At 60.1% G+C, this 21,492-nt stretch carries 20 protein-coding genes; 7 read left to right on the forward strand and 13 right to left on the reverse strand.

Going from position 1 to position 21,492, the window contains the following annotated elements; translation table 11 throughout:
• Positions 1-19 precede the first annotated feature (19 nt).
• The 5 genes from AB4Z13_RS21765 to AB4Z13_RS21785 form a co-directional block, all read right to left on the reverse strand.
• A complete protein-coding gene (locus AB4Z13_RS21765; protein ID WP_442206793.1) occupies positions 20-1,009 on the reverse strand; it encodes an ABC transporter permease in 990 nt (329 codons plus the stop codon).
• Positions 1,010-1,012: 3 nt separating this feature from the next.
• Positions 1,013-1,867, reverse strand: coding sequence for an ABC transporter permease (locus AB4Z13_RS21770; RefSeq protein WP_442206794.1), 855 nt, complete (start codon positions 1,865-1,867; stop codon positions 1,013-1,015).
• Entirely contained in the window at positions 1,864-3,639 is a 1,776-nt protein-coding gene (locus AB4Z13_RS21775) for an ABC transporter ATP-binding protein (RefSeq protein WP_439017804.1), read from the reverse strand. Before AB4Z13_RS21775 ends, AB4Z13_RS21770 begins: the two co-directional genes overlap by 4 nt.
• A 67-nt stretch (positions 3,640-3,706) precedes the next feature.
• On the reverse strand, positions 3,707-5,260 hold the full coding sequence (locus AB4Z13_RS21780; protein WP_439017803.1) for an ABC transporter substrate-binding protein: 1,554 nt from the start codon (positions 5,258-5,260) through the stop codon (positions 3,707-3,709).
• Positions 5,261-5,450: 190 nt separating this feature from the next.
• Entirely contained in the window at positions 5,451-6,965 is a 1,515-nt protein-coding gene (locus AB4Z13_RS21785) for an FAD-dependent oxidoreductase (protein WP_113323272.1), read from the reverse strand.
• A gap of 49 nt (positions 6,966-7,014) precedes the next feature.
• Here AB4Z13_RS21785 and AB4Z13_RS21790 point away from each other — a divergent pair, with 49 nt between their 5' ends.
• Positions 7,015-7,500, forward strand: coding sequence for a MarR family winged helix-turn-helix transcriptional regulator (locus AB4Z13_RS21790; protein ID WP_442206795.1), 486 nt, complete (start codon positions 7,015-7,017; stop codon positions 7,498-7,500).
• Between the two features lie 89 nt (positions 7,501-7,589).
• Here the strand turns inward: AB4Z13_RS21790 and AB4Z13_RS21795 are convergent, their stop codons facing one another.
• The 6 genes from AB4Z13_RS21795 to AB4Z13_RS21820 form a co-directional block, all read right to left on the reverse strand.
• Complete coding sequence (locus tag AB4Z13_RS21795; RefSeq protein WP_442206796.1) at positions 7,590-8,363, reverse strand: SDR family NAD(P)-dependent oxidoreductase; 774 nt, start codon at positions 8,361-8,363, stop codon at positions 7,590-7,592.
• An 11-nt stretch (positions 8,364-8,374) separates the two neighbouring features.
• Complete coding sequence (locus AB4Z13_RS21800; RefSeq protein ID WP_442206797.1) at positions 8,375-9,100, reverse strand: SDR family oxidoreductase; 726 nt, start codon at positions 9,098-9,100, stop codon at positions 8,375-8,377.
• 24 nt (positions 9,101-9,124) lie between these two features.
• The gene (locus AB4Z13_RS21805) at positions 9,125-10,399 is read right to left on the reverse strand and encodes a class II D-tagatose-bisphosphate aldolase non-catalytic subunit (RefSeq protein ID WP_442206798.1); all 1,275 of its coding nucleotides are present in this window, start codon (positions 10,397-10,399) and stop codon (positions 9,125-9,127) included.
• The gene (locus AB4Z13_RS21810; RefSeq protein ID WP_113323267.1) at positions 10,399-11,376 is read right to left on the reverse strand and encodes a tagatose kinase; all 978 of its coding nucleotides are present in this window, start codon (positions 11,374-11,376) and stop codon (positions 10,399-10,401) included. Before AB4Z13_RS21810 ends, AB4Z13_RS21805 begins: the two co-directional genes overlap by 1 nt.
• A 26-nt stretch (positions 11,377-11,402) precedes the next feature.
• Positions 11,403-12,617, reverse strand: coding sequence for an ROK family transcriptional regulator (locus AB4Z13_RS21815; protein ID WP_442206799.1), 1,215 nt, complete (start codon positions 12,615-12,617; stop codon positions 11,403-11,405).
• A gap of 64 nt (positions 12,618-12,681) precedes the next feature.
• Positions 12,682-13,566, reverse strand: a complete 885-nt coding sequence (locus AB4Z13_RS21820) for a sugar phosphate isomerase/epimerase family protein (protein ID WP_442206800.1) — start codon at positions 13,564-13,566, stop codon at positions 12,682-12,684.
• A 295-nt stretch (positions 13,567-13,861) separates the two neighbouring features.
• Between AB4Z13_RS21820 and AB4Z13_RS21825 the strand changes: the two genes are divergently transcribed.
• The 6 genes from AB4Z13_RS21825 (at position 13,862) to AB4Z13_RS21850 (ending at position 19,180) form a co-directional block, all read left to right on the forward strand.
• The gene (locus AB4Z13_RS21825; RefSeq protein ID WP_442206801.1) at positions 13,862-15,295 is read left to right on the forward strand and encodes an extracellular solute-binding protein; all 1,434 of its coding nucleotides are present in this window, start codon (positions 13,862-13,864) and stop codon (positions 15,293-15,295) included.
• A 96-nt stretch (positions 15,296-15,391) separates the two neighbouring features.
• Positions 15,392-16,267, forward strand: coding sequence for a carbohydrate ABC transporter permease (locus AB4Z13_RS21830; RefSeq protein ID WP_442206802.1), 876 nt, complete (start codon positions 15,392-15,394; stop codon positions 16,265-16,267).
• Between the two features lie 4 nt (positions 16,268-16,271).
• The gene (locus tag AB4Z13_RS21835; protein ID WP_113323263.1) at positions 16,272-17,108 is read left to right on the forward strand and encodes a carbohydrate ABC transporter permease; all 837 of its coding nucleotides are present in this window, start codon (positions 16,272-16,274) and stop codon (positions 17,106-17,108) included.
• A gap of 4 nt (positions 17,109-17,112) precedes the next feature.
• Positions 17,113-17,319, forward strand: a complete 207-nt coding sequence (locus AB4Z13_RS21840; RefSeq protein WP_439017792.1) for a DUF2160 family membrane protein — start codon at positions 17,113-17,115, stop codon at positions 17,317-17,319.
• 61 nt (positions 17,320-17,380) lie between these two features.
• Positions 17,381-18,442: an ABC transporter ATP-binding protein gene (locus AB4Z13_RS21845; protein ID WP_442206803.1), complete on the forward strand. Its 1,062-nt coding sequence runs from the start codon at positions 17,381-17,383 to the stop codon at positions 18,440-18,442.
• A gap of 12 nt (positions 18,443-18,454) precedes the next feature.
• A complete protein-coding gene (locus tag AB4Z13_RS21850; protein ID WP_442206804.1) occupies positions 18,455-19,180 on the forward strand; it encodes an SDR family oxidoreductase in 726 nt (241 codons plus the stop codon).
• A gap of 19 nt (positions 19,181-19,199) precedes the next feature.
• On the opposite strand, the gene AB4Z13_RS21855 is transcribed toward AB4Z13_RS21850, so the two are convergent.
• On the reverse strand, positions 19,200-19,994 hold the full coding sequence (locus AB4Z13_RS21855; RefSeq protein WP_442206805.1) for an HpcH/HpaI aldolase family protein: 795 nt from the start codon (positions 19,992-19,994) through the stop codon (positions 19,200-19,202).
• Positions 19,995-20,004: 10 nt separating this feature from the next.
• Entirely contained in the window at positions 20,005-21,483 is a 1,479-nt protein-coding gene (locus tag AB4Z13_RS21860; RefSeq protein ID WP_442206806.1) for an NAD-dependent succinate-semialdehyde dehydrogenase, read from the reverse strand.
• Positions 21,484-21,492: the final 9 nt, after the last annotated feature.

Below are 21,492 nucleotides of genomic sequence, written 5' to 3' on the forward strand. Positions count from 1 at the left end.
GGGATAGGTTTCAAGCGTGTTATAGCTCGATACGCGGATCGGCGAGCGTCTGCAGGATTTCGACGACGATGTTCACGAGGATATAGAAGGTTCCGAGAACGATGGTGACGCCGAGAACGGCCGGAAGATCGGCGCTGGTCAGGGACTGGACCATATAGAGCCCGAGGCCGGGCCACCCGAAGACAAGCTCGACGATCAGCAGGTTGCCGAACAGAAGCCGGATCTGCAGACCGATCATCGAAAGAGTCGGCGAGGCGGCGTTGCGAAGACCATGGCGCAAGACCACCGCTGTCTCTCGAAGCCCCTTCCCCCGCGCAGTCCCGATATAGGCCTGCTGCATCACCTCGCGCAGCGCGCTGTTGAGGCTTCTCCCTACCGCGACGGCGATCGGCAGCGCCAAAGCGCAGGCAGGCAGAAGCAAATGCCGGATCGCATCCAGGCTGAGGTCGCCCCTGCCGCCGATAAGCGCATCGATGAGATTGAAGCCGCTTGGGCCGGCGAAATCAGCATCGCTCATCCTGCCCGACCCAGGCAGCCAGCCGAGACGGAACCAGAAGACATAGACCAGAAGCAAGGCGGACATGAAAATCGGCACCGAACCTGCCGCAATGAAGAGAAACCGCAGCCCGCCGGAGCCACCGACAATATGAGGTAGCACCGCGAGAATGCCTGCCAGCAAAAGCCCGATGCAGAGAGCCGCCAATGACAGTTCGAGCGATGCCGGCAAATATTGCCTGATGTCGGCGGCGACCGGCTGACGGGTCCGGACCGACGCCCCGAGATCGCCCCGCGCTAGCCGCGACAGAAACCGGCCATATTGAACGACAATAGGATCATCGAGGCCGAGCTGCTGGCGAAGCGCATTCACGTTTGACAGAGGTGTGAGCGGCCCGGCGATGGCGCGCGCGGGGTCGGCGGGAATGATGCTTTGCAGGCAGAATACCGCAAAGCTCATCATCAGGAGAACGGCAGCCAGACCCAGTATGCGCCTGAGGAAATATGCCAGCATATTCTAGGCCCCTCGCAATGCAGTCCGTAGACCATCTCCCGCGAGATTGGCGAAGAGGCAGATGAGAAAAATGACCGCTGCCGGCAACATTGGAAGCCACCAATAGACAGAGAGGCTATCGAGCGCACGGGACGTCATAGCCCCCAGTTCGGGTGCCGGCGCCGGCTGGCCGAGCCCGATGAAGGACATCAGCGACATCGTCATGATCACGTTGGCGACATCAAGCGTCGCGGCGACCAGCAGGGCCGGAACGGCACCGGGAAGGATATAGCGCAGCAGCAGACGCGGACCGCCGATGCCGGCAATTCTCGCAGCCTCCACATGTGGGCGGGCGTTCAGCCGGCGCAGTTCGTCGCGGGATATGCGGGCGTACCAGGGCCACCAGGCGATGCCGATCGCTATCATCGTATTGGTCAGCCCCGCGCCGAGCGTTGCGATCACCGCCAGAGCCACAAGCGTAGACGGCAAGACGAGGAAAAAGTCGACCAGCCATTGCGCCAGAATGTCGAGCCTGCGGCTGACGAGGCCGGGGACCATGCCGATGCATCCACCAACGATCAGGCTGACGAGAATTAGGACAATTGCAGGCAGCCATGTGTATTGGATACCGAGGACGATGCGCGAAAAAAGATCGCGCCCGATCTCATCCGTCCCGAACCAGTGCTCCCATGAAGGCGGCAGATAAGCGGCCGCAACGCGAAGCTGAGGATTGAACGGCGTCAGCCACGTCGCGAACAGGGCGATGATCGTGATAGCAATCGCTCCGAACACCCCGATCCGATCGATCCAGCCGATGCGCCCTAGGATGACAGGCCAGCGGACGAGCCGCTCCTCGGGGAGGAGTTCCGGAACGTTCATGCGTCGTGCCCCCCCGTGCTCGCATGCCTTCTCGATATCGAGGCCAGAATGGCGTTCATCGATAGCGGATTGAAGCCAGCAGTTATCGTGTCGGGATCCCCTTCCTGCGTCACCCTGCCCTTCCCCAGCACGGCAATACGATCGGCGATTATTCTGGCGGCGGCCAGATCATGGGTAACGAACAGCACAGCCATGCCGAGCCGCCGCCTGATCTCTCCGAGAAGGTTCAGCGTGGTGGCAGCAAGCGACACGTCGAGCGCGCTGATCGGCTCGTCGCAGAGCAAGAGTTTCGGCGGCACGACGATCGCGCGGGCAAGCACGGCACGCTGACATTGACCGACGGAGAGGCTGGCGGGCAGCGAAGACATCAGGCCCTCATCGAGGCCGACCAACGCAAACGCTTCGACGACCCTGTCGAGACGCTCTTCCTTGCCGAGACCGAGATGCCTTAACCGATCGCCGATCTGCTCACCGATCGGCAGCCAGGGTGTCAGCGAGGCAACTGCATCCTGAAAAACAACCTGTGGGGCATCGTCGACCCGGACAATCTCGCCGCTGTCGGGCGACAGAAGCCCGGCCGCGAGCCTGAGGATCGTCGATTTGCCCGCGCCGCTCTCGCCGAGCAGGGCGACGCATTCACCAAGCCCGACCGAGAGATTGACCGATTCCAGCACCTTCCGCTGCCGGCGCCGGCCGAACGGGCCAATAGTCGACGTGAAGCTTTTGCTGACATTGGACAGTCGCAGCGCCTCCACCGGCTTTGCTGTCGCAACGGTTGGCCAGGCTTCCGTGAAGCGATACTGACGTGCGCTGGATTGCGCCGAGTCAGGGAAGAAGCAGGCGGCAGTGTGTTCGGTAACAGAAAGCGGCATGAGTTCGGGCCGGCTGGTTATGCACTCGTCCCTAATGACGGGACACCGGGAGGCATAGCAGCAAACATGCTCAGGATCGGCAAGGCTCAGTCGCTCCGCCGGCAGAGTGGGCAGGGAGCGCTGGCGATCCGTATCGAAATCGAACTGGGTCGCAAGCAGGCCGGCCAGATAGGGATGGCCGGGATGGGTCAGCGCATCGCCGGTTCTGCCGATCTCCAGAATACGACCCCGGTAGAGCACGAGCACGCGATCAGCGAGCGATGCTGCAGCGGTCAGATTGTGCGTGATGAAAAGTACTGTGGTCTGCTGCTCTCGCGCCACCTTGCGCAGCAGTTCGAGAATCTTGCTTTGCAGGGCGAAGTCGAGCGCGGTGATCGATTCATCGGCAATCAGGACCTGCGGCTGTGCCATCAGCGCCATCGCGATCAGGATGCGCTGGCGCTGCCCGCCCGATAGGCGATGCGGAAATGCATCGAGTATGGCGTCCGCATCCAAGAGTCCGACCCGGCCCAGCCAATCCCTGATGAAGTTATCGTCTCCGCCTGCCGATTCCCGCAGCTGATGGCGAATCGTCATCGTCGGGTTGAGCGCACCCATCGGATCCTGCGGAATGGCGCGAACGAGCCCGTGACGGGCAGCCCGCAGCACCCGCGGCGTTGCTCCCACGATCTCGGTGCCGGCAACATGAATGGAGCCGATGACATCAGCTTCGCTGGAGGCCGGCAACAGGCCCTGGATTGCCGCGCCGAGGGTGGTTTTGCCGGAACCACTTTCGCCGACGACCGCGATGATCTCGCCCGGCATAGCCTCGAAGCTGATGTCGTCGAGCACGAGGTGATCGCGACCATTTCGCCGAAGGACGACTCGCAGATCAGCGATGGAGAGCGCAGCCCTGGTCACAGCCTCCACAGCTCCCCGCAGGTGGAAATGCAGCCATGAATCCTGCCGAAAGTCGTGCGCTCAACCATCAGCGCCTCACACCTGAAAAGTCGATGCTGCCTCTCGGGAAGACAGGACGAAGACCGAGATCCTTTAGACCCTTGCGATGGACGACCACGTCGTCGACATCGACGAGCGGAATGAAATGGCCGGCGTCGAAATACATGCGCCCTGCCTTTTCATAGAGTGTGTTGCGTGTGCTCATATCCGTTGCGGAGGCACCTTCGGCGATGACGGCGTCCGCCTCCGGAAGGGCGCTGCCATAAAGGTTCAGCGGCGCGTCCTTGGTGAAGAATGCCTTTGCCTGGCTATCGGGATGGGCCGCATCCGGAGAGGCGATGATCAACAGCATATCGGGAGCCGCCGGATCGCCCTTCATGGCATAGGCTGCCCCCGGCGGCATGATATGGGAGGTCGCCTCGACGCCGATCATCGATAGCTGCGCGATCATCAGGTCGGCGATACGCCCATAGCTCGGATTGGCGCTATAAAGCCCGATGTTGAGCGCGACAGGGCCGTGCTTGGCGATAGTGGACTTAGCAGCATCGAAATCGGTCGGAAACTGTACCGGCTGTGCCGGATCCAGCATGATGTTCGGAAAGAGCGATTTCGAGACTTGGGCATATTGCCCGAAGGCATCGCTTGCCCACAAATTCGGATTGATCGCGGTCAGAACCGCCTTGCGAACCTCGGCATCTTCAAGCGGCGATCCCGGCTTAACGAAAGCCTCGAACTGCGTCATGCTGGGGGCAGATGTTATTTCCAGATCGGCCGGCAGGCTGCCGAGCTGTGCGAAGGGGTAATTGGTTGGCACGCCATCGATTTCGCCAGTCTTCAGTTTGAGAATTTGCTGGCCGATGTCGGGGATGACGGGCAGTTCCACCCTGCTGAAATAGGGTTTGGCGCCCCAATAGTCTTCGTTCCGTGCGAGTACATAGCGTTCGCCACGCTTGAACTCGGCCAATTTGAACGGCCCGGTCCCAGCTGCATGCTCGGTCAGCCATCCCGTCGCAAAATCACCCTTGGCATGCTCAGAAATCGCGGCCGGGCTGATGATTTTCGGCCCCCACGGGCTTGCAAGGCCATCCGGGAATGAGGGCTGCGCGTGCCGTAGCGTGATGACGACAGTGGAACTGTCTGATGCTGCGATATCTGCCAAGTTGGCGAGTGTGTAGTTCTGCACAAAACCGCCGTCGCGGCGGCGCTTGAACGAGGTGACGACGGCATCGGCATTCAAGGCCGTGCCGTCGTGGAACTTGGCGCCCTCGACGAGGTGGAACGTGTAGGTCAAGCCATCGCCGGAGATCTCCCAGCTCTTTGCCAGTGATCCGACAATCCTGGTCGAGCCCGCCTCGTATTTGACGAGGCCCTCATAAATGCTGTCCAGCGTCGTCAATCCGGCGACTTCGAAACCATTATCCGGATCCAGGGTGCCGATATCAGACGAATAGGGAATCCGCAGGATGTCTTCTGCATGACCGGCCGCGACGCAGATCAGCGATCCAAGCAAAAGTGCAAGCAGGCGAAGACTGATAACCCGGTTGAAACGTGAGAATATCGAAGCGAACAAGATTATCGGCATTGAGTGATCCGTGATTGCGTCATACCGGCCGCGGATGGCGGAAGCGCAAGGCAGCTATTGCCCAGCGCGCAACCGTCATCGAACGCCCATTGTCATCACAATCATAGCGGCGTGTTACTGAAAAGCTTTGAAGATTCCGCGCCATAAATATTTCTGCTTTCGCTGGCGAAGCGATGCCGCGGAGGCGTTTTCATCGCCCGGCGGTCGCCCTCGTTTTCAATCCGACATCATGAAGATAGGCTTCCAATGCCGCCACGTTGCCCTGCGAGACGATCGCGCCGACATAACCATCCGGACGGACAAGAATCCGGTCACCTGACGCAACTTCGTAAGTGTCACGGAACCGGTTCTCGTTGTCGATAAGATCGCCGCCTTGCCCGATGCTGTGGATATGCAGTCCTTTGCGTGGATTAACGGCTACCGTCTGCACTTCAAATTCCAGCAGCGTCCAATGAGGGCCTTTAAAGAGGTCAAACAGCCGCACGGGCTGTCCTGCGGCGCCCTTCAGCAGCGCGTCGGGAGCGCGGTTGCCGGCAAGGATGCGAGCCTGACGCTGGGGTTCTTCGAGCGAGAGGCTCGAACCGAGATAGCCGATGTCCAGTTGCCGGACCTCACGGCCACGCCGAATTTCGCCGCGCTTCATGTCTTCGAGCAATCTGGTCGCAAGCCCCAGCATGTTCGCCGCGATCGAGCGGCGCTCTTCCTCATAGCTATCGAGAAGCGTTTCCGGGGCGCCTGATAGGACGGCTGCCAGCTTCCAGCCGAGATTATAGGCGTCCTGAACGCTGGTATTCAGACCCTGGCCGCCCGTCGGCGGATGGGTATGGGCGGCGTCTCCGGCGAGAAAGACGCGACCGACACGATAGCTGTCGGCAAGCCGGGCATTCATGTTGAATGCGGATGCCCAGGAGACAGACTGGATGAGGATATCCGTACGACCGGTCCGTTCGGCAGTCAGCGCCGTAAGCCCTTCGGGCGACAGGTCGATGTCGCCTTCGAGAGGCACTGGTCCCTGCATCTGGAAAGACCCTTTTTCGGTCAAGGGACAAAAGGAAATCTGTGTCTCCATCGACCCCTCGTTGAAGCGATGCCAGACATCGCGGCCGAGGCCTGTCAATGTCACGTCGGCAACGATGGCGCGAACGCCGAGCGTCTTTCCGGGAAAGCCGACGGCGAGCGCCTGGCGCACAAAGCTTCGGCCGCCGTCGGTGCCGACGAGATAGGATGCGCGGATAGTCTGTTCTTCGCCGCCAATGGCAAGTCTTGCTGTTACATCCTGCCCATCCTGTTCGAAGGCGACCAGTGCGCAGCCGAACTCCGGAGCATGGCCGAGTTCGGCAAGGCGCTCCCGCATCGCTCTCTCCGTCAGGAATTGAGGCACGAGCAGAGGCGCTCCGTAGGGTTCCGATGGGATCGGCTCACAGGCCTCGACAAGCGCGACATCTCTCATGCTGCCGTCGTCGTGATATTCGCGCTGATGCGGATAGTAACCGCCGGATGCGGCAATCTTGTCGACGATGCCTAGGTCCTCGAACACTTCCAGGGTCCGCGGTTGTATCCCTTTGCCGCGCGAACCTTGGAACGGATCATCCATCTTCTCGATCAGCCGGAAAGATACACCTCGCCGGGCGAGATCGATCGCCAGGGTCAGGCCAGCCGCGCCGGCACCACAAATCAATACATCGATTGCGTCATCTTCTGTCATTGTCGTTGCTCCTATTTATGTGTATTATGCACATAATAGGAGAACAAGAATGTCGTCAACAAAAAATGTGCAAAATACACACATCTCGAAACGCATCCATGAACTTCATGGATCGCTGCTTGAGATCGTCAGCGTGATGAACCGGCCGCAACGGGATGAGGCAATGGTCAAGGAGGCAGGGATTTCGCTCGACCGCGCCCTCTTCCCCTTGCTGGTGGGCATTGAAAGATTGGGGCCGATTGGCGTGGTCGATCTGGCTGACCGCGCCGGCCGGGACTACACAACGGTCAGCCGTCAGGTCACCAAGCTGGAGAGCCTCGGCCTCATTCAACGTCAGCCGAGCGCGACAGACCGGCGCGTCAGCGAAGCTGTCGTCACCGCGAAGGGCAAATCGATGACAGATCGCGTCGATGCGGCGCGTGAGAGAATAGGGATCGAGATATTCAAGACCTGGGATCCAGATGATCTGGACAATCTGGTCCGCCTGATGCGGAAGTTTGCCGATGCCGTGATGGATCATCCGGCCAAAAGCTGACGAGCCGCGGTAAAGATGGGCAGGCTAACGGACGGAAATGAGGCGCTAGCGGGATCGCAGGCGCCTCGAAACTCTCAACCGAAGCCGGCCTACCAGCAGGTGAATCCTGCATCGACGTTGACGATTGCTCCCGTCATCAGGCTTGCCGCACCGGATGCGAGGAAGAGAACTGCGCTTGCGACCTCTTCCGGCGTACCCATTCGCCCCATCGGCGTATCGGCAAGCCAGATCGGAATCCGCTCGCGATTGGCTTCGACTGCAGCGACCATCGGCGTCTCGATATAGGTTGGCGCGACAGCATTGATCCTGACACCGTGCTGAGCCCATTCGGCCGCCATGGAACGGGTGAGGTGGTGAACGGCAGCCTTGGAAACGTTGTAAGCCGTCTGCGGCTGCGGCCGATTGCAAATGATGCCGGACATCGAGCCGAGATTGACAATCGCCCCGCGTTTCATCGCCACCATATGGCGCCCGAAGGAGCGAGAGCACCAAAAGACGCCATTGACGTTGACATTCATCATCCGCAGCCAATCGGCGTCCGTGACATCTTCTGCTGCAATCCCGTTCTGGCCGATCCCGGCATTGTTCACCAGGATCGTCGCCGGTCGTCCGCCGCCGGCGAGTTCATTGGCGATCGCCTCCATGCGGGCAGAGTCAGTCACGTCACCGAGACGTAGCTCGACGTCATATCCCTTGTCTTTGAGAGCCAGAGCCTGCTCTGCGTCCGATTCATTGCGCTCGATCACGACGACGGCGGCACCAGCCTCGGCAAGCGCGTGGGCGCAGCAAAGTCCAATGGCGCGCCCGCCGCCGGTAACCACCGCGCGTTCTCCATCGAGACGGAATTTCTCCTGATAACTCATGGTTCGACCCCTCAGATGTCGAATGCGCTTGGAAGAACGACGATGTCGCGGATCGTCACGTTGCGCGGACGCGTCAGCATGAACATGATCGCGTCGGCCACCTCCTTGGGTTCGATCAGGGCGCCGGCCTCCTTCGCCTTGCGGAGGTTCTCCTCCGGCCAGTCGGCCAGCAGCGCGCTGATGACCGGTCCCGGCGAAACCGAGCCGACACGAATGCCGTTTTTCAGAAGCTGGCGGCGCATCGTCTGGACAAAGCACGTCATCGCCCATTTCGACGGTGAATAGACCGGCTCCCATGGAACGGGCGAGTGGCCCGCGACCGAGCTCGTGACGACGATGTCGCCCGTGCCGCGCTCGATCATGTGCGGAATGACGGTCCGCACGTTCTTGATCACCACATTGACGTTGAGGTTCAGCATCCGATCGATGGCGTCGAGATTGGCATCCGCAAGGTCACCGCCGATATAGGTGCCGGCATTGGCATGTAGAATGTCGAGCTGTCCCACCTTCGACAGCACGCGGTCAAGAAGCTTGGCGCATGCCTCCGGATCCAGCAGGTCCAGAGCAAGAGGTATCGCCTGCTCCCCGAGACGCTCGCAGGCTGCTTTTAACGCCTTCTCGTCGCGGTCAACGAGAACAACCGTGGCGCCTGCCGCGATCATCGCCTCCGTCGACGCCATTCCGATGCCAGACGCCGCGCCCGTGATCGCAGCGATCTTCCCTTTCAACTCGTTCATTCTTTCCTCCTCGGTTAGGCGGCCTCATCTCACTCCGCCGCATGCTGCATGATATTCGGCAAGGCTCTTCGCCACCCGCCAGACCAAAACCGCCTCCGGATCGAGCGGCGTGTCGGAAAATCGCTCGGCGTCCGGCATGTGCTGCCAGAACAGCGGGGGCGGTACGGATTTTCCGGCGAGTGCGTCGCAAAGCCGCGTGACGGCAGATTGAGCCTGTTCAGCCGTCCAATAGTACCGGATGCGATCGGACAGCGAATAATGCCGAAGCCAGCGCTGCTCGCCCTCCGTGCCATGATAGTGACGGCTCCAATGCTCCCGATGCGCCAGCATTAAAGCCTCCATCGCAGCGTATAGGGGACGCTCGCCATAATCAGGCACGAGGTCGGATGCGATCAGGTCCAGCCCATAGAGGGCCTCGCGCAGGACGAAAGTTAGTTCCGGTCCGACCTTGAGGATCGGAAAACCATCTTCAACGAGCGCGGTCAGCGGACCGGTGCCCTGATAATCGGTGGAATGCGCTTCGAACACGAATTGCGGCTCGTCCTCGAGCACCTGCTTCAATTTATCGATCTTGCTGCGGTCGTACCTGATAACATTGTGGTTGCCGAACTCGACGCCCGGCTGCACCACCAGGCCGATGGCACGCCCAAACGCCTCCGTAAGGCCGGCCTCGGCGAAAACGCGGCGATGGACATCGATCGTCCGCCTGGCGGCCGAAGCCGCAGTCGGCTCGATCGTGGTCAGCGCGTGATCCGCGCCGCCGGGAGGAGGAACCTCCGTGCCGATCACATAAACCGGCATGGCGCCCCCTGCCCGCCTTGCCGAGGTCTCCGCGACAGCGGCAAGGCGGGCAGCGCGATGAGCGGTCGTCTCGTCGTCCAATCCGGCGGGCTCACCCATGCAGCCCATCGATGCGTCCAGATGGATCTTGCGGAACCCGGCATCAACATAGGCCACCACCATCCTCTCAGCCTCAGCCATGGCTTCTTCGGCCGCACGTTCCCGCCAGGGATTCGGTCCGAGATGGTCGCCGCCAAGCACGATGAGGTTTTCCGGGCAACCCTCCTCTTTGGCGATGCGCAACACGAGAGCCGCAAAGTCCGCAGGGGTCATTCCGGTATAGCCGCCCAGATGGTTGACCTGGTTGCAGGTGGCTTCGATCAGAACCGTGCTCGAATGGTCACGCCCATGACGCAGCGCTGCCCGCAGGACGATCGGATGGGCCGAGCAGACCGAGGTGATCCCTGCAGGGTGGCCCAGAGCCCTGAGTGCAGCCAGTTCGTTCAGTTTTATCTGCATTACGAGCGCCTTTTCGTCGAGGCGATGAATGTGTCGAGTTCCTGGCGCGTGCCTGCGCCTTCCATCGGACCGCGGATCGTCACATTGCGCGCACCTGCGGCCGAACCATAGGTGAGAGCCTCGCCCGGAGACATTCCGAGCCGCCGGCAGGTGAGGTAGGCCCCGCCGAAGCAGTCGCCGGCGCCGGTAGGATCGACCTCTTCGACGAGAAATGCAGGAGCGTCGATGCGGTCGCCGTCCCTGCCAAAATAGGTCGCGCCCTCCGCTCCGCGCTTCAGCACGATCTCCTTCACGCCTATTTCGAAAAGACGGTGGATCGCCTCGGCTTCGCCCGAGATGCCAGCGGCCCGCTCAAGCTCTTCCCCTGACGGCAAGAGAAGATCGGCGGTGGCGACAAGCCTGGCAAATCGACGCTCGGTATCCTCGTCGAGCTGCAATTCCTTGCGGATATTCGGATCGACCGAGAGCGTTCCGCCTCGCGCCTTCACGATGTCGACCGCCTTGTCGATTACCTCCCGCGCGCTCGGAACGGACAGCGCCGAACCCATCACATGGAGATGTCCGCTGCGGTTGATGAGATCGCTGACACCCTGAGACCAGCCGAAGCGGGCGGCCGCGGACTTCGCGATATTGTAGACGAAGTCGCGGGAACCGTCCTTGCGGTAGCGGACAAAGGCACTCCCGGTCGGATAGTCAGTGTCGATGGAAATAGTAGACACATCGACGCCATCCCGCCTGAGGCGATCAATGTTGACGCGACCGAAATCATCGTTGCCGACTGCCCCCACCATCGCCGCTGCTCCGCCGAGCCGGCCGCATTGCGAGATGAAGATCGCCGGCGCCCCGCTGGCAAACGGACCGACGAGCGGCTGAGCCTCACGAAAGCCTTCTCCGACCGTCGTCGCAACGATCTCCACGAGGATCTCGCCGACGCAAACCGTGGGACCGAGATGGTCCGGAGCCAGCACTGAAACCATTGCAATCCTGCTTTCGATAGGTGTCGCTAAATCGCTGTAGATCGTTGTAGTGCACCGTCTTCGCCACCGAATTCCTCGTTTTCGAGAGAAAGGAAGCGTTGGTGCAGCATGCATGCCGCCCCGAAGGCGGAACCGAACTCCGCGTCGCCATCGACGACGATCTCGGGGGTCGGAAAAGGAATGTTCTGGCCTTCCGACATATGGACAGCCACACGGGCCGCGACCATCGGATAGAGCGACGCAACCGAACCGCCGAGCACGATCCTATCAGGATCGAGCAGACGACAGGCCTGCAGCAGCGCGTAGGCAAGATGCCGCGACCAGATCTCCGCTATGTTCACAGCATCAGGAACACGATCGCGAACATCGGTGAGGAAATCCTGCAGATCGGCGTCGGTGCGGCCGGTCGCCTCCCGATACTGCCGGATCAGTACCTCGCGGCCGATCAGCTGCTCGAATTTCTGTCCGCCGCTTCCCGGCACGAGAGTATGGCCGATTTCGCCCGCAAGGCCATGACCGCCACGAAACAGCTTTCCATCGATCATGATCCCACCACCGACGCCGGTTTCCATGAGCAGGAAGAGCGTTACGCCGGAAACACCATGACGATAGCTGTCACCGATCGCGAAAGCATTGGCGTCGTTTTCCACCGCGATCGGCACCTCGGCCGGAAAGGCACTGCGGCCGATCTCTTTCAACGGCACCTCCCGCCAGCCAATGATCGGCGCAAGCGTGACAATTCCTTCCGGCCGGATATGCGCCGGCGCGGATATGCCAAGCCCCTTGCAGCGCTGGATCATGTCTTTCGCCATGGCGCCGATGATGAGATCGACGCCACATGCCACGGCCTCCTCCACTGTCGAGGACTGCGCGTGGAAGGCCAGCCTGCGACAGGCCCGGACATCGGCGGAAAAGTCCACAACAACAGCAGATATATGCTCGACGCCAAGCTCGATGCCGACGAAGAATGCGGCATCCGGAACCAGCTCGAGCATGATTCCCGGACGGCCGGCACGGGATTGTTCCGAGCGCTGTTTGCCGCTCTCGTCCGACTCCTGGACAAAGCCGCTTTCCGTCAGTTCGGCAACGATCTCCCCCGATGATGAACGGTTCATCCCGAGCTTCCGCGCCAGGTCGGCCCGGCTCAGGCGGCGATGGCTGTAGATCGTCTGCAGGGCTGCGACGATGTTGTTCTGCCTGATCCTGCGCGGCGAGCTTCCGATGGAGACGGTGTCGTTCATGTTCATTTCTCTTCAAATCGACTGCTCCAGCCTACACTTACGAAGCAGATCGGCAGAAGGATTATCAGGGGCGTGCGTTCGTGACGCGACGCCGTTTGGCTTCTTCGTATTTCAGTTCGATATAGCGTTTGGCATGAGCCGCCAACGGGTCGTTATCGGTCCACGTGTCGCGCCAGATTGCGCAGGCGAGTGACAGGCCTTCATCGACAACAGCGGTCGAAAAGCTTTCGAACACTATGTCGCGCTTGTAGTCGATATCGAGCAAGGCATCGAAGATGAGATCGAAGTTGATGACGCCGTCGCCAAGATAGCCGCGGTTGCTCTCGCCGATGTGGAAGTAGCCGATCTTGTCGCCGGCGAGCCGGATCGCGGCAGCCGGATTTGCTTCCTCGATATTCATGTGAAAGGTGTCGAGATGCAGTCGGACATGGTCCGATCCGGTCTCGGAGATGAACTTCAATCCCTGGGCCGCCGTGTTCAGAAGGTTCGTTTCGAAGCGGTTCACGATCTCCAGGACGAGATCGACCCTCGCATCCTTCGCGACATCCGCAGTCGCAGCGATTGCGGCGACGCTGTTGTCCCAGCCCTTCTTCGTCGGCTGGCGGTTGTACTTGGTGTGCGCGGAATAGAGGATCCCACCAAGCTTGTTTCCGCCGATGTCACGGACCGCACGCACGGCATCGGCGAGCGTCTGCTTGCCGGCGGATACCGCAGCGGCATCCTCGCTCGAAATATCCCTGTCGATCGGCAGGCCCATCGTCACACCGATCTCGACCTCGAGCGATTGCGCGAGCTTTGCGAGACGATCGAGATTGAACTTCTCGGGGCGCAGATAAGCGAATTCGATTGTGCGATATCCGTGCTCGGCCGTTTTGTTGAGAGCCATTTCGAGACCCTCTTGCGTTTGGCCGCCTGTCCATACAAATGAATGGATACCCAATCGGCGCATGGCTTTTTTCCTCCGCTGAAAGCCTTTCGTTGCGCCACAGCTATGCCATTTAGTATGGTAAAGCAACAAATAAATTCGCGTATTATAATTTTGCCATTGCGAGCGAATTCATTGCGTTGCAGCATTTTTGCGAACGGTCTCTGCCTCCGTTACTTTTGCCAGAATTAGTTCTTACCAAAATCAACGACATAGCCGACATATTTGCAGGTTTAGACAACAAATATTGCGTGAGCGGCATTTTTCGTCTACACAATGGCCCGGCGAAATGATCTCGCTGCTATCTGGGAGGATTGAAATGAATTACGCTCTGAAGGCCAGCGCGCTTGCGCTGACGCTCAGCCTCGCCACCGCCGCTTCGCCGGCATGGGCAGACTTCTGGTCCGACGCCGGCGCCAAGTTCAAAGGCGTGACCTTGCACGGCGTGACCGAAAGCACGCCGCCATCGAACTACATCAAGAATGTGCTCGCCCCGGAATTCGAGAAGAAGACCGGCATCAAGGTCGAAATCGAGACGACGTCCTGGGACCAGATGTACGACAAGGCCATCAAGGACATGGAGGCCAAGACCGGCATCTATGACATGGTCTACATCGAACAGGACATCATCTACTCGTATCTGTCCCGGAATTTCCTAGTCAACATCACTCAGACGCTGAAGGATCAGGCGGATCTGAAGGCGCCGACCTACGACGACGCGAACTTCACCAGCTTCGCCGACTATTTCAAGGACAAGAAGGGCGATCTCTTTGGCGTCCCGATGGAAGCCTTCCTGAAGACCTACCTCTATCGCAAGGACCTTTTCGACGATCCGAAGATCAAGGAAGCCTTCAAGAAGGAAACTGGCAAGGACCTGAAGCCGGCGACCACGCATGAGGACTACACGCAGATCGCCGAATTCTTCACCAAGTATGGCAAGGATAACGGCATTGAGCTTTGGGGCACCACCGCTCAGGCGCATACAGGTCACGCCGCGTCCTGGTACGAATATTTCGAATCCATCGCGCCGACTTTCGGCGTTTACAACTGGGGCATCGACGCCAGCAACAACTACGCAGCGACGGTCGAGCATGGCGGCGCAATGAACAGCGACAAGGCGAAGGCCGCGCTGAAATACTGGCTGCATCTGCGCGACATAGCCCCGCCGGAATCGACCCAGTCTACCTGGACGGAAACGGCGACGACTTTCGCTGCCGGCCGTGTTGCTCAAGGATTGATCTACGGCGAGAACGCCGCATGGATCGCGAGCGATCCTGCACAGTCGAAGGTGGTCGACAAAGTAGGCTTTGCCCTGCCGCCACTCGAGCCGGGTGTCCTGGAGGATGCGAAGTCAGGCAAGGGCTATATCGGCTATTATGACGGCGGCGCCTTCGGTCTGCCGATTACGTCCAAGAACAAGGAAGCAGCTCTGCTCTTCCTCGAATTCATGGGTCAGAACGATGTGCAGCCCGATTGGGCAATCGCAGCACCCCGCATCACCAACAAGGCGACCTTCGACGACCCGAAGGTCAAGGCGATGGACGTCAAGCTCGGCGGCTTCTACACGATGCTGAAGGATCAGGGCAAACTCTTCGCCGGCGCTCCTCCGTATCCGTTCCATGCCCAGCTGCGTGAAGCAACCCTGCCGATCTTCTTCGACATCCTGACCGGCAAGGTCGCGCCCGACGAAGGCCTCGACCAGATGGCCGCCAAGACGGAAGAGGAGCTCACCTCGCTCGGCTATCGCAAATAAATCATCCTCCCCACCTTGGCGGGTCGTCTTCGCTTGGCGACCCGCTCCTTTCCTGGCTCGATAGGCCGCCCCAAGGGTGCCAAAGAGGATGAGGCGATGCATTCACAAAAGCTTGGATGGCTGCTGCTGTCACCGACGATCCTGATCCTCGGGCTCTTCGGCATCTTTCCTTTCATTTACGTCGTCTGGGTTTCGTTTCACCAGTGGAACCCTTTCGCCGCAAATCCGCTGATGGTCTTCAACTGGGCCTCGAACTACCGGAGTCTCGTCTTCGACAAACAGTTCCTGGCCTCGCTGGGCATCACGATCGCCTTCGTCTTCTTCGCAGTCGTTTCCGAACTCGTCCTCGGATACATTCTCGCGCAGGCACTGATGAAGGACTTTCCGGGAAAAGCGTTCTTCCGCACCATCCACACCCTTCCTCTTATCATGGCGCCCATCATTGTCGGATCGGTGTGGAAGCTGATGACGACACCGTCGATTGGCATCATCCCATATCTGCTGCGAAGCTGGTTCGGTTACGATCTGAACATCGGCCAGAGTGCGCTCGCGGCTTTCTCCATCACTGTCATCATGGACGTCTGGCACTGGACGCCGCTGGTCACCCTGTCCCTGATTGCCGCCCTGGTCTCGCTTCCGCCAGATCCCTTCGAGCAGGCGCAGATCGATGGCGCCGGCAAGAGCCAGATCTTCTGGCATATCACGCTCCCTCTGATCCGCCCTGCCCTGCTGGCCACGGTGTTCATCAGGCTCATGGACGCGCTGCGCACGGTCGACGAAGTCCTGATGCTGACCGGAGGCGGTCCGGGGTCGTCGACGCGCTATATCGGCGTTCACATCTTCAGAGAAGTCTTTCCGAAAACGAATTACGGCTACGGTTCAGCCATCTCGGTCGTCGTACTTTATCTCACCATCGTCGTCTGCTGGCTGCTCTACGTCGGCCTGATTGCTCCCCGCGCGAAGAGAGGCTGATGCGATGAAAAGACAGAACCCCTGGCTTTCGGTTCTCTTGTGGACGCTGATAAGCTTTGCAACCCTCTTCCCGATCTACTGGCTCTTCGTCATCTCGCTGAAGCAGCCCTTTGACCTGTTTTCCACGCCGGACGTCATCCTTCGGAGCTTCTTCTGGAAGAACTACCAGGACGTGCTGACGAACGAGACCTTGCGGCGATATATGATCAACTCGCTGGTCATTTCGTCGGGGAACGCGATCCTGGTGACGACCCTCGGCTTTCTTGCCTGCTACGCGCTGACGCGCTTCGATCTCGCAGGCAAGGAAAGCATTTTCTTCTGGACCATCACCAACCGCATGGCGCCTCCGGCGGTCTTCCTGCTGCCGCTCTTCCTGCTGCTGACGCAGGTCTACAGGATCGGCGACTTTTCGCTGGCGGATACCAGGCTTGGCATGATCCTGGTCTATTGCTCCTTTAACCTTCCCTTTGCCATCTGGACCCTGCGTCCGACGGTAGAGGCCATTCCTAAGGAATTGGACGAGGCGGCATATATGGATGGCGCAAGCCCCTGGATGGTCCTCTACGACATCGTCTTTCCCTTGGCGCGACCGGGACTTGCGGTGACGCTCATCCTCACCTGGGTCTTCGCTTGGAACGAATATCTGCTTGCCGCGACACTCACCAACTTCAACGCCCGCACACTCACCACCGGCCTGTCGGAATACGTAACGACGACAGGAACCGCCTGGGGCATCATGGCGGCGATCTCGATGCTGACATTGATCCCGGCGCTCATCGTCTTCTCGGTGGTGCAGCGTCACATCGTTGCCGGCCTGACCTTCGGCGCAGTGAAAGGATAGCGAGATGGCTTCGGATTCTCGAAACAACGAAAAACAGCCGGGCTTCCTGCCGATCGAGACGAACTGGTTCGACCGGCTGTTCATCTCCGTCGTGATCTGGGTCGCGCTCTCTCTGTTCTGGCTGCGGTTCATCGAACCGTTCGGGCTTTCGGTATGGTTCGCGGTGGCAATCTCCGCCGTACTCGGCGCCTACATCGTCTGGAAGGGGTGAGCCGGTGAATTCCATCAACACTATCAAGACGCAAGCCGTGCTGGATTAGGGAGAAAAGACATTGGCAAATGTACAGGTCAGCGACGTCACCAAGAGATATGGCGCTCTTCAGGTGATGCATGGCGTCAGCGTCGATATCGAGGATGGCGAATTCGTCGTGCTGGTCGGCCCTTCGGGATGCGGCAAGTCAACGCTGCTGCGCATGATCGCCGGTCTCGAGACCGTCAGCAGCGGCGACATCCGCATCGGCGGTCGCGTGGTCACCAACGCCCCGCCGAAGGAGCGCGACATCGCCATGGTCTTCCAGAGCTACGCGCTCTACCCTCATAAGACCGTCGCCGAGAACATGGGATTTCCACTAAAGATGGCGAAACGCCCGAAATCGGAGATCGATGAAAAGGTCGGTAGGGCAGCCGAGATCCTGGACCTGACGCGTTATCTCGACCGCTATCCGAAGCAGCTGTCAGGCGGACAGCGGCAACGCGTCGCCATGGGCCGAGCCATCGTCCGCGACCCACAGGTCTTCCTGTTCGACGAGCCGCTATCGAACCTCGATGCCAAGCTTCGCGTCACCATGCGCGTCGAAATCAAGGAACTGCACCAGCGGCTGAAGACCACCACCGTCTATGTCACGCACGATCAGATCGAGGCCATGACGATGGCCAACAAGATCGTCGTCATGCGCGACGGGCGGGTGGAACAGGTTGGCAAGCCGCTTGATCTCTATGACTTTCCGGCAAACCTCTTCGTCGCTGGTTTCATCGGCAGCCCGTCGATGAACTTTCTCCAGGGCAAGATCGCAACTCGCGACGGAAAGCAGGTTGTCATCACCGATCAGGGCGTTACCCTCCCCGTTGACCGCGTGAACGCAGAGGAGGGTAAGGCCGTAACCTACGGCATTCGCCCGGAACACATAACCATCAGCGATGACGGTATTCCGGTGGAAGTGTCAGTATACGAGCCGACCGGCTCAGAAACGTTGATCTTCGGCCGTGTGGGAGGAGTGCCGATCGATGCCTTGATCCGTGAGCGTATCGAGGTCGAACCCGGCCGGACGCTGCATTTTCATATTGATCCGCGGCGTGCTCACATCTTTGATCAAGCAACGGGACAGCGATTGTAAGGTGAGGAACAAATGAATTTCGAAGGCAAAAAAGTGATCGTCACCGGTGCCGGAAAGGGCATCGGCCGCGTTGTCGCAGAGATGCTGGTCAAGCGTGGGGCTAAGGTCACGGCACTCACCAGAAGTGCTGACGATGTCGTTTCCCTACATGAAGACCTTGGTTGCGAAGCGATTCAGGTCGATCTTGCCGACGCAAAGACGACGCGAGAGGCGGCGCGCGCCGCACTTCCGGCAGATTTCCTTATCAACTGCGCTGGAACAACCGAGCTGCAGCCTTTTCTCGAAACCACGGTCGAAGCCTTTGACCACCTGATTGCAGTCAACACGCGCGCCCCGATGATCGTCGCACAAGAGTATGCGCGGTCCCTGATCGAGAACGGCCGCCCTGGAGCCATCGTCAACGTCTCCTCTGTCGCAGCCTTTGTGGGTATCCCGGATCATGCGGCCTATTGTGCATCGAAGGGCGGTCTGGACGGCTTGACGCGCGTCATGGCCAAGGAACTGGCGCCGCAGGGCATCCGGGTAAATGGCGTGCATCCGACGGTGACGCTGACGCCGATGGCGATCAAGGCCTGGAGCGATCCGGAGAAAGCCGCCGGAATGCAAAAGCGCATCCCGGTCGGCCGGTTCGCAGAGCCCGAGGACGTGGCAGAGGTGATCCTCTTCCTGCTCTCGGACGAAGCCGCGATGGTCAACGGCATCTCCATGCCTATCGATGGCGGCTACATGATCGCGTGAGACCCTATATTGCTATGGATCAGGCGCCGGAAGCAATCTTCCTGGCGGCGTTGATCTGTTTGCGGGCACCGGATCGTAATTGCGCGGTTTCCGCTCCGGCAATGACAAAAGCGAAGCCGAATTTCAGAAGCTCGCCGGCGCGCTCGCCGTCACCGGCAAAGGCGCAGGCGAATTTTCCGTGCGCGCCGCAGCGCGCGACGGCATGCTGCATGGCGCTATCGATCTCGGCGGCATTCGGCGCCACCTGATCCCCGTTCGATAGTGCGATGGAGAGATCCGACGGGCCGATGAAGATACCATCGATGCCGGGCATGCCAAGGATATCGTCGATCGCTTCGAGCGCCGCGCGCGTCTCGATCATGGCTATTGCGACCGTCAAATCATTGGCGGTCCTGAGATAGTCGTCAGCCGAAAGGCCGGTGTGGTTGAGTGCCAAAGACGGCCCCCAGCTGCGCTCGCCAACCGGCGGATATTTTGTGGCCTTCACGAAGGCCTTCGCATCCTCGGCCGAATTGATCATCGGCGCGATGATGCCCGACGCACCGGCATCGAGCAGGCGCGAGGCAGAGGCGAAATCACCGACCGGGATGCGGGCGAGCGCCGGCTTGCCGGCGATACGCACATGGCCGACAGCGGCAGCTGCAGACGGCAGGTCCCACATGCCGTGCTGCATGTCGAGCACAACGGCATCGAAGGCTTCCTGAGCCAGATGATTGACCAACAGCGGATCGGGAATGCCCACCCAGGCAGAAATCATCTGGCTTTCGTGGTTCCGGATCCGGGCTGCAAAGCCGTCGATATCAGCTGCACTCATGGCATTCTCCTCAGTTCGCCAGGCCACCAATGGCCATGTATTTAACCTCGAGGAACTCTTCGATGCCGTATTTCGAACCCTCCCGGCCGATGCCGGACTGCTTCATGCCGCCGAAAGGAGCGACCGCTGTCGAGATGAGTCCCTCGTTGATACCGACAATGCCGAATTCGAGAGCGTCGGCAACCCGGAAGATGCGGCCGACGTCACGGGCGTAGAAATAGGCGGCAAGACCAAAGGGCGTGTCATTGGCCATTTCAATCGCCTCTTCCTCCGTCCTGAAGCGAAAAAGAGGGGCGACCGGACCGAAAGTTTCATCCGAGAAGATTTCCGCCTCGCGGGAGACATCCGAGAGAATGGTGGGCAGGTAGAAATTGCCGCCACGCTGATCGCGCCTGCCGCCGGAGACGATCTTCGCGCCATGCCTGACGGCATCCTCGACATGCGTCTCGACCTTCTTGAGCGCAGCTTCGTCGATCAATGGGCCTAGCGTGACGCCCTCCTCCATGCCGTCGCCGAGCTTCAGTTTGGCGACGGCGGCTGCGAGCTTTTCGGCAAAGGCGTCATGCACTTTATCCTGTACGAGAATGCGGTTTGCGCAGACGCATGTCTGCCCGGTATTGCGGAACTTCGAGCCCATGGCGCCCTTGACCGCCTCGTCGAGATCGGCGTCGTCGAAGACGATAAAAGGCGCATTGCCTCCAAGCTCCATGCTGGTCTTCTTGATGGTCGGCGCGCATTCGGCGAGCAGCTTGGCGCCGACCGCCGTGCTGCCGGTGAAGGTGAGCTTGCGCACCCTCGGACTGGCGGTGATCGCAGGACCGGTTTCCGACGAAGGGCCGGTGATGACGTTGCAGACGCCGGCCGGAAAGCCCGCCTCTTCAGCCATCACGGCAAGCGCCAGCGCCGAATAGGGCGTCTGGCTTGCCGGACGAATGACGCCGGTGCAGCCTGCGGCCCAGCCGGGACCGGCCTTGCGGGTGATCATCGCCGAGGGAAAGTTCCACGGCGTGATCGCCGCAAAGACGCCGATCGGCTGCTTCTGCACGATCAGGCGTCGGCCTGAAACCGGCGAAGGGATCGTGTCGCCATAGACGCGCCTCGCCTCTTCCGCGAACCACTCGATGAAGCTTGCGGAATAGACGACCTCGCCACGGCTTTCGGAAAGAGGTTTGCCCTGCTCGATCGTCATGATGGCCGCGAGATCCTCGAGATTCGCGTGCATCAACTCGGCGAGCTTCCAGAGATGGTTGGCGCGCTGCTCGGCAGTCAGTCCCGCCCATGCCTTCTGAGCTTTGTAGGCGGCATCGATCGCGCGGTTCGTCTCCACAGCACTCATCGCAGGCACGGTTCCGATTACCTCGCCGGTCGCAGGATTGGTGACGTCGTAGGTACGGCCGCTATCGGCCTGCACCCATTGGCCGCCTATATAATTCGCTTCGCGAAAAAGCTCCGGACGGCGGAGCTTGTAGCCCGAAAGTTTGTTGCTCATGACTGGATA

Origin of the sequence: Rhizobium sp. YAF28, assembly GCF_052113285.1 — a bacterium.
Lineage (GTDB): Bacteria > Pseudomonadota > Alphaproteobacteria > Rhizobiales > Rhizobiaceae > Rhizobium.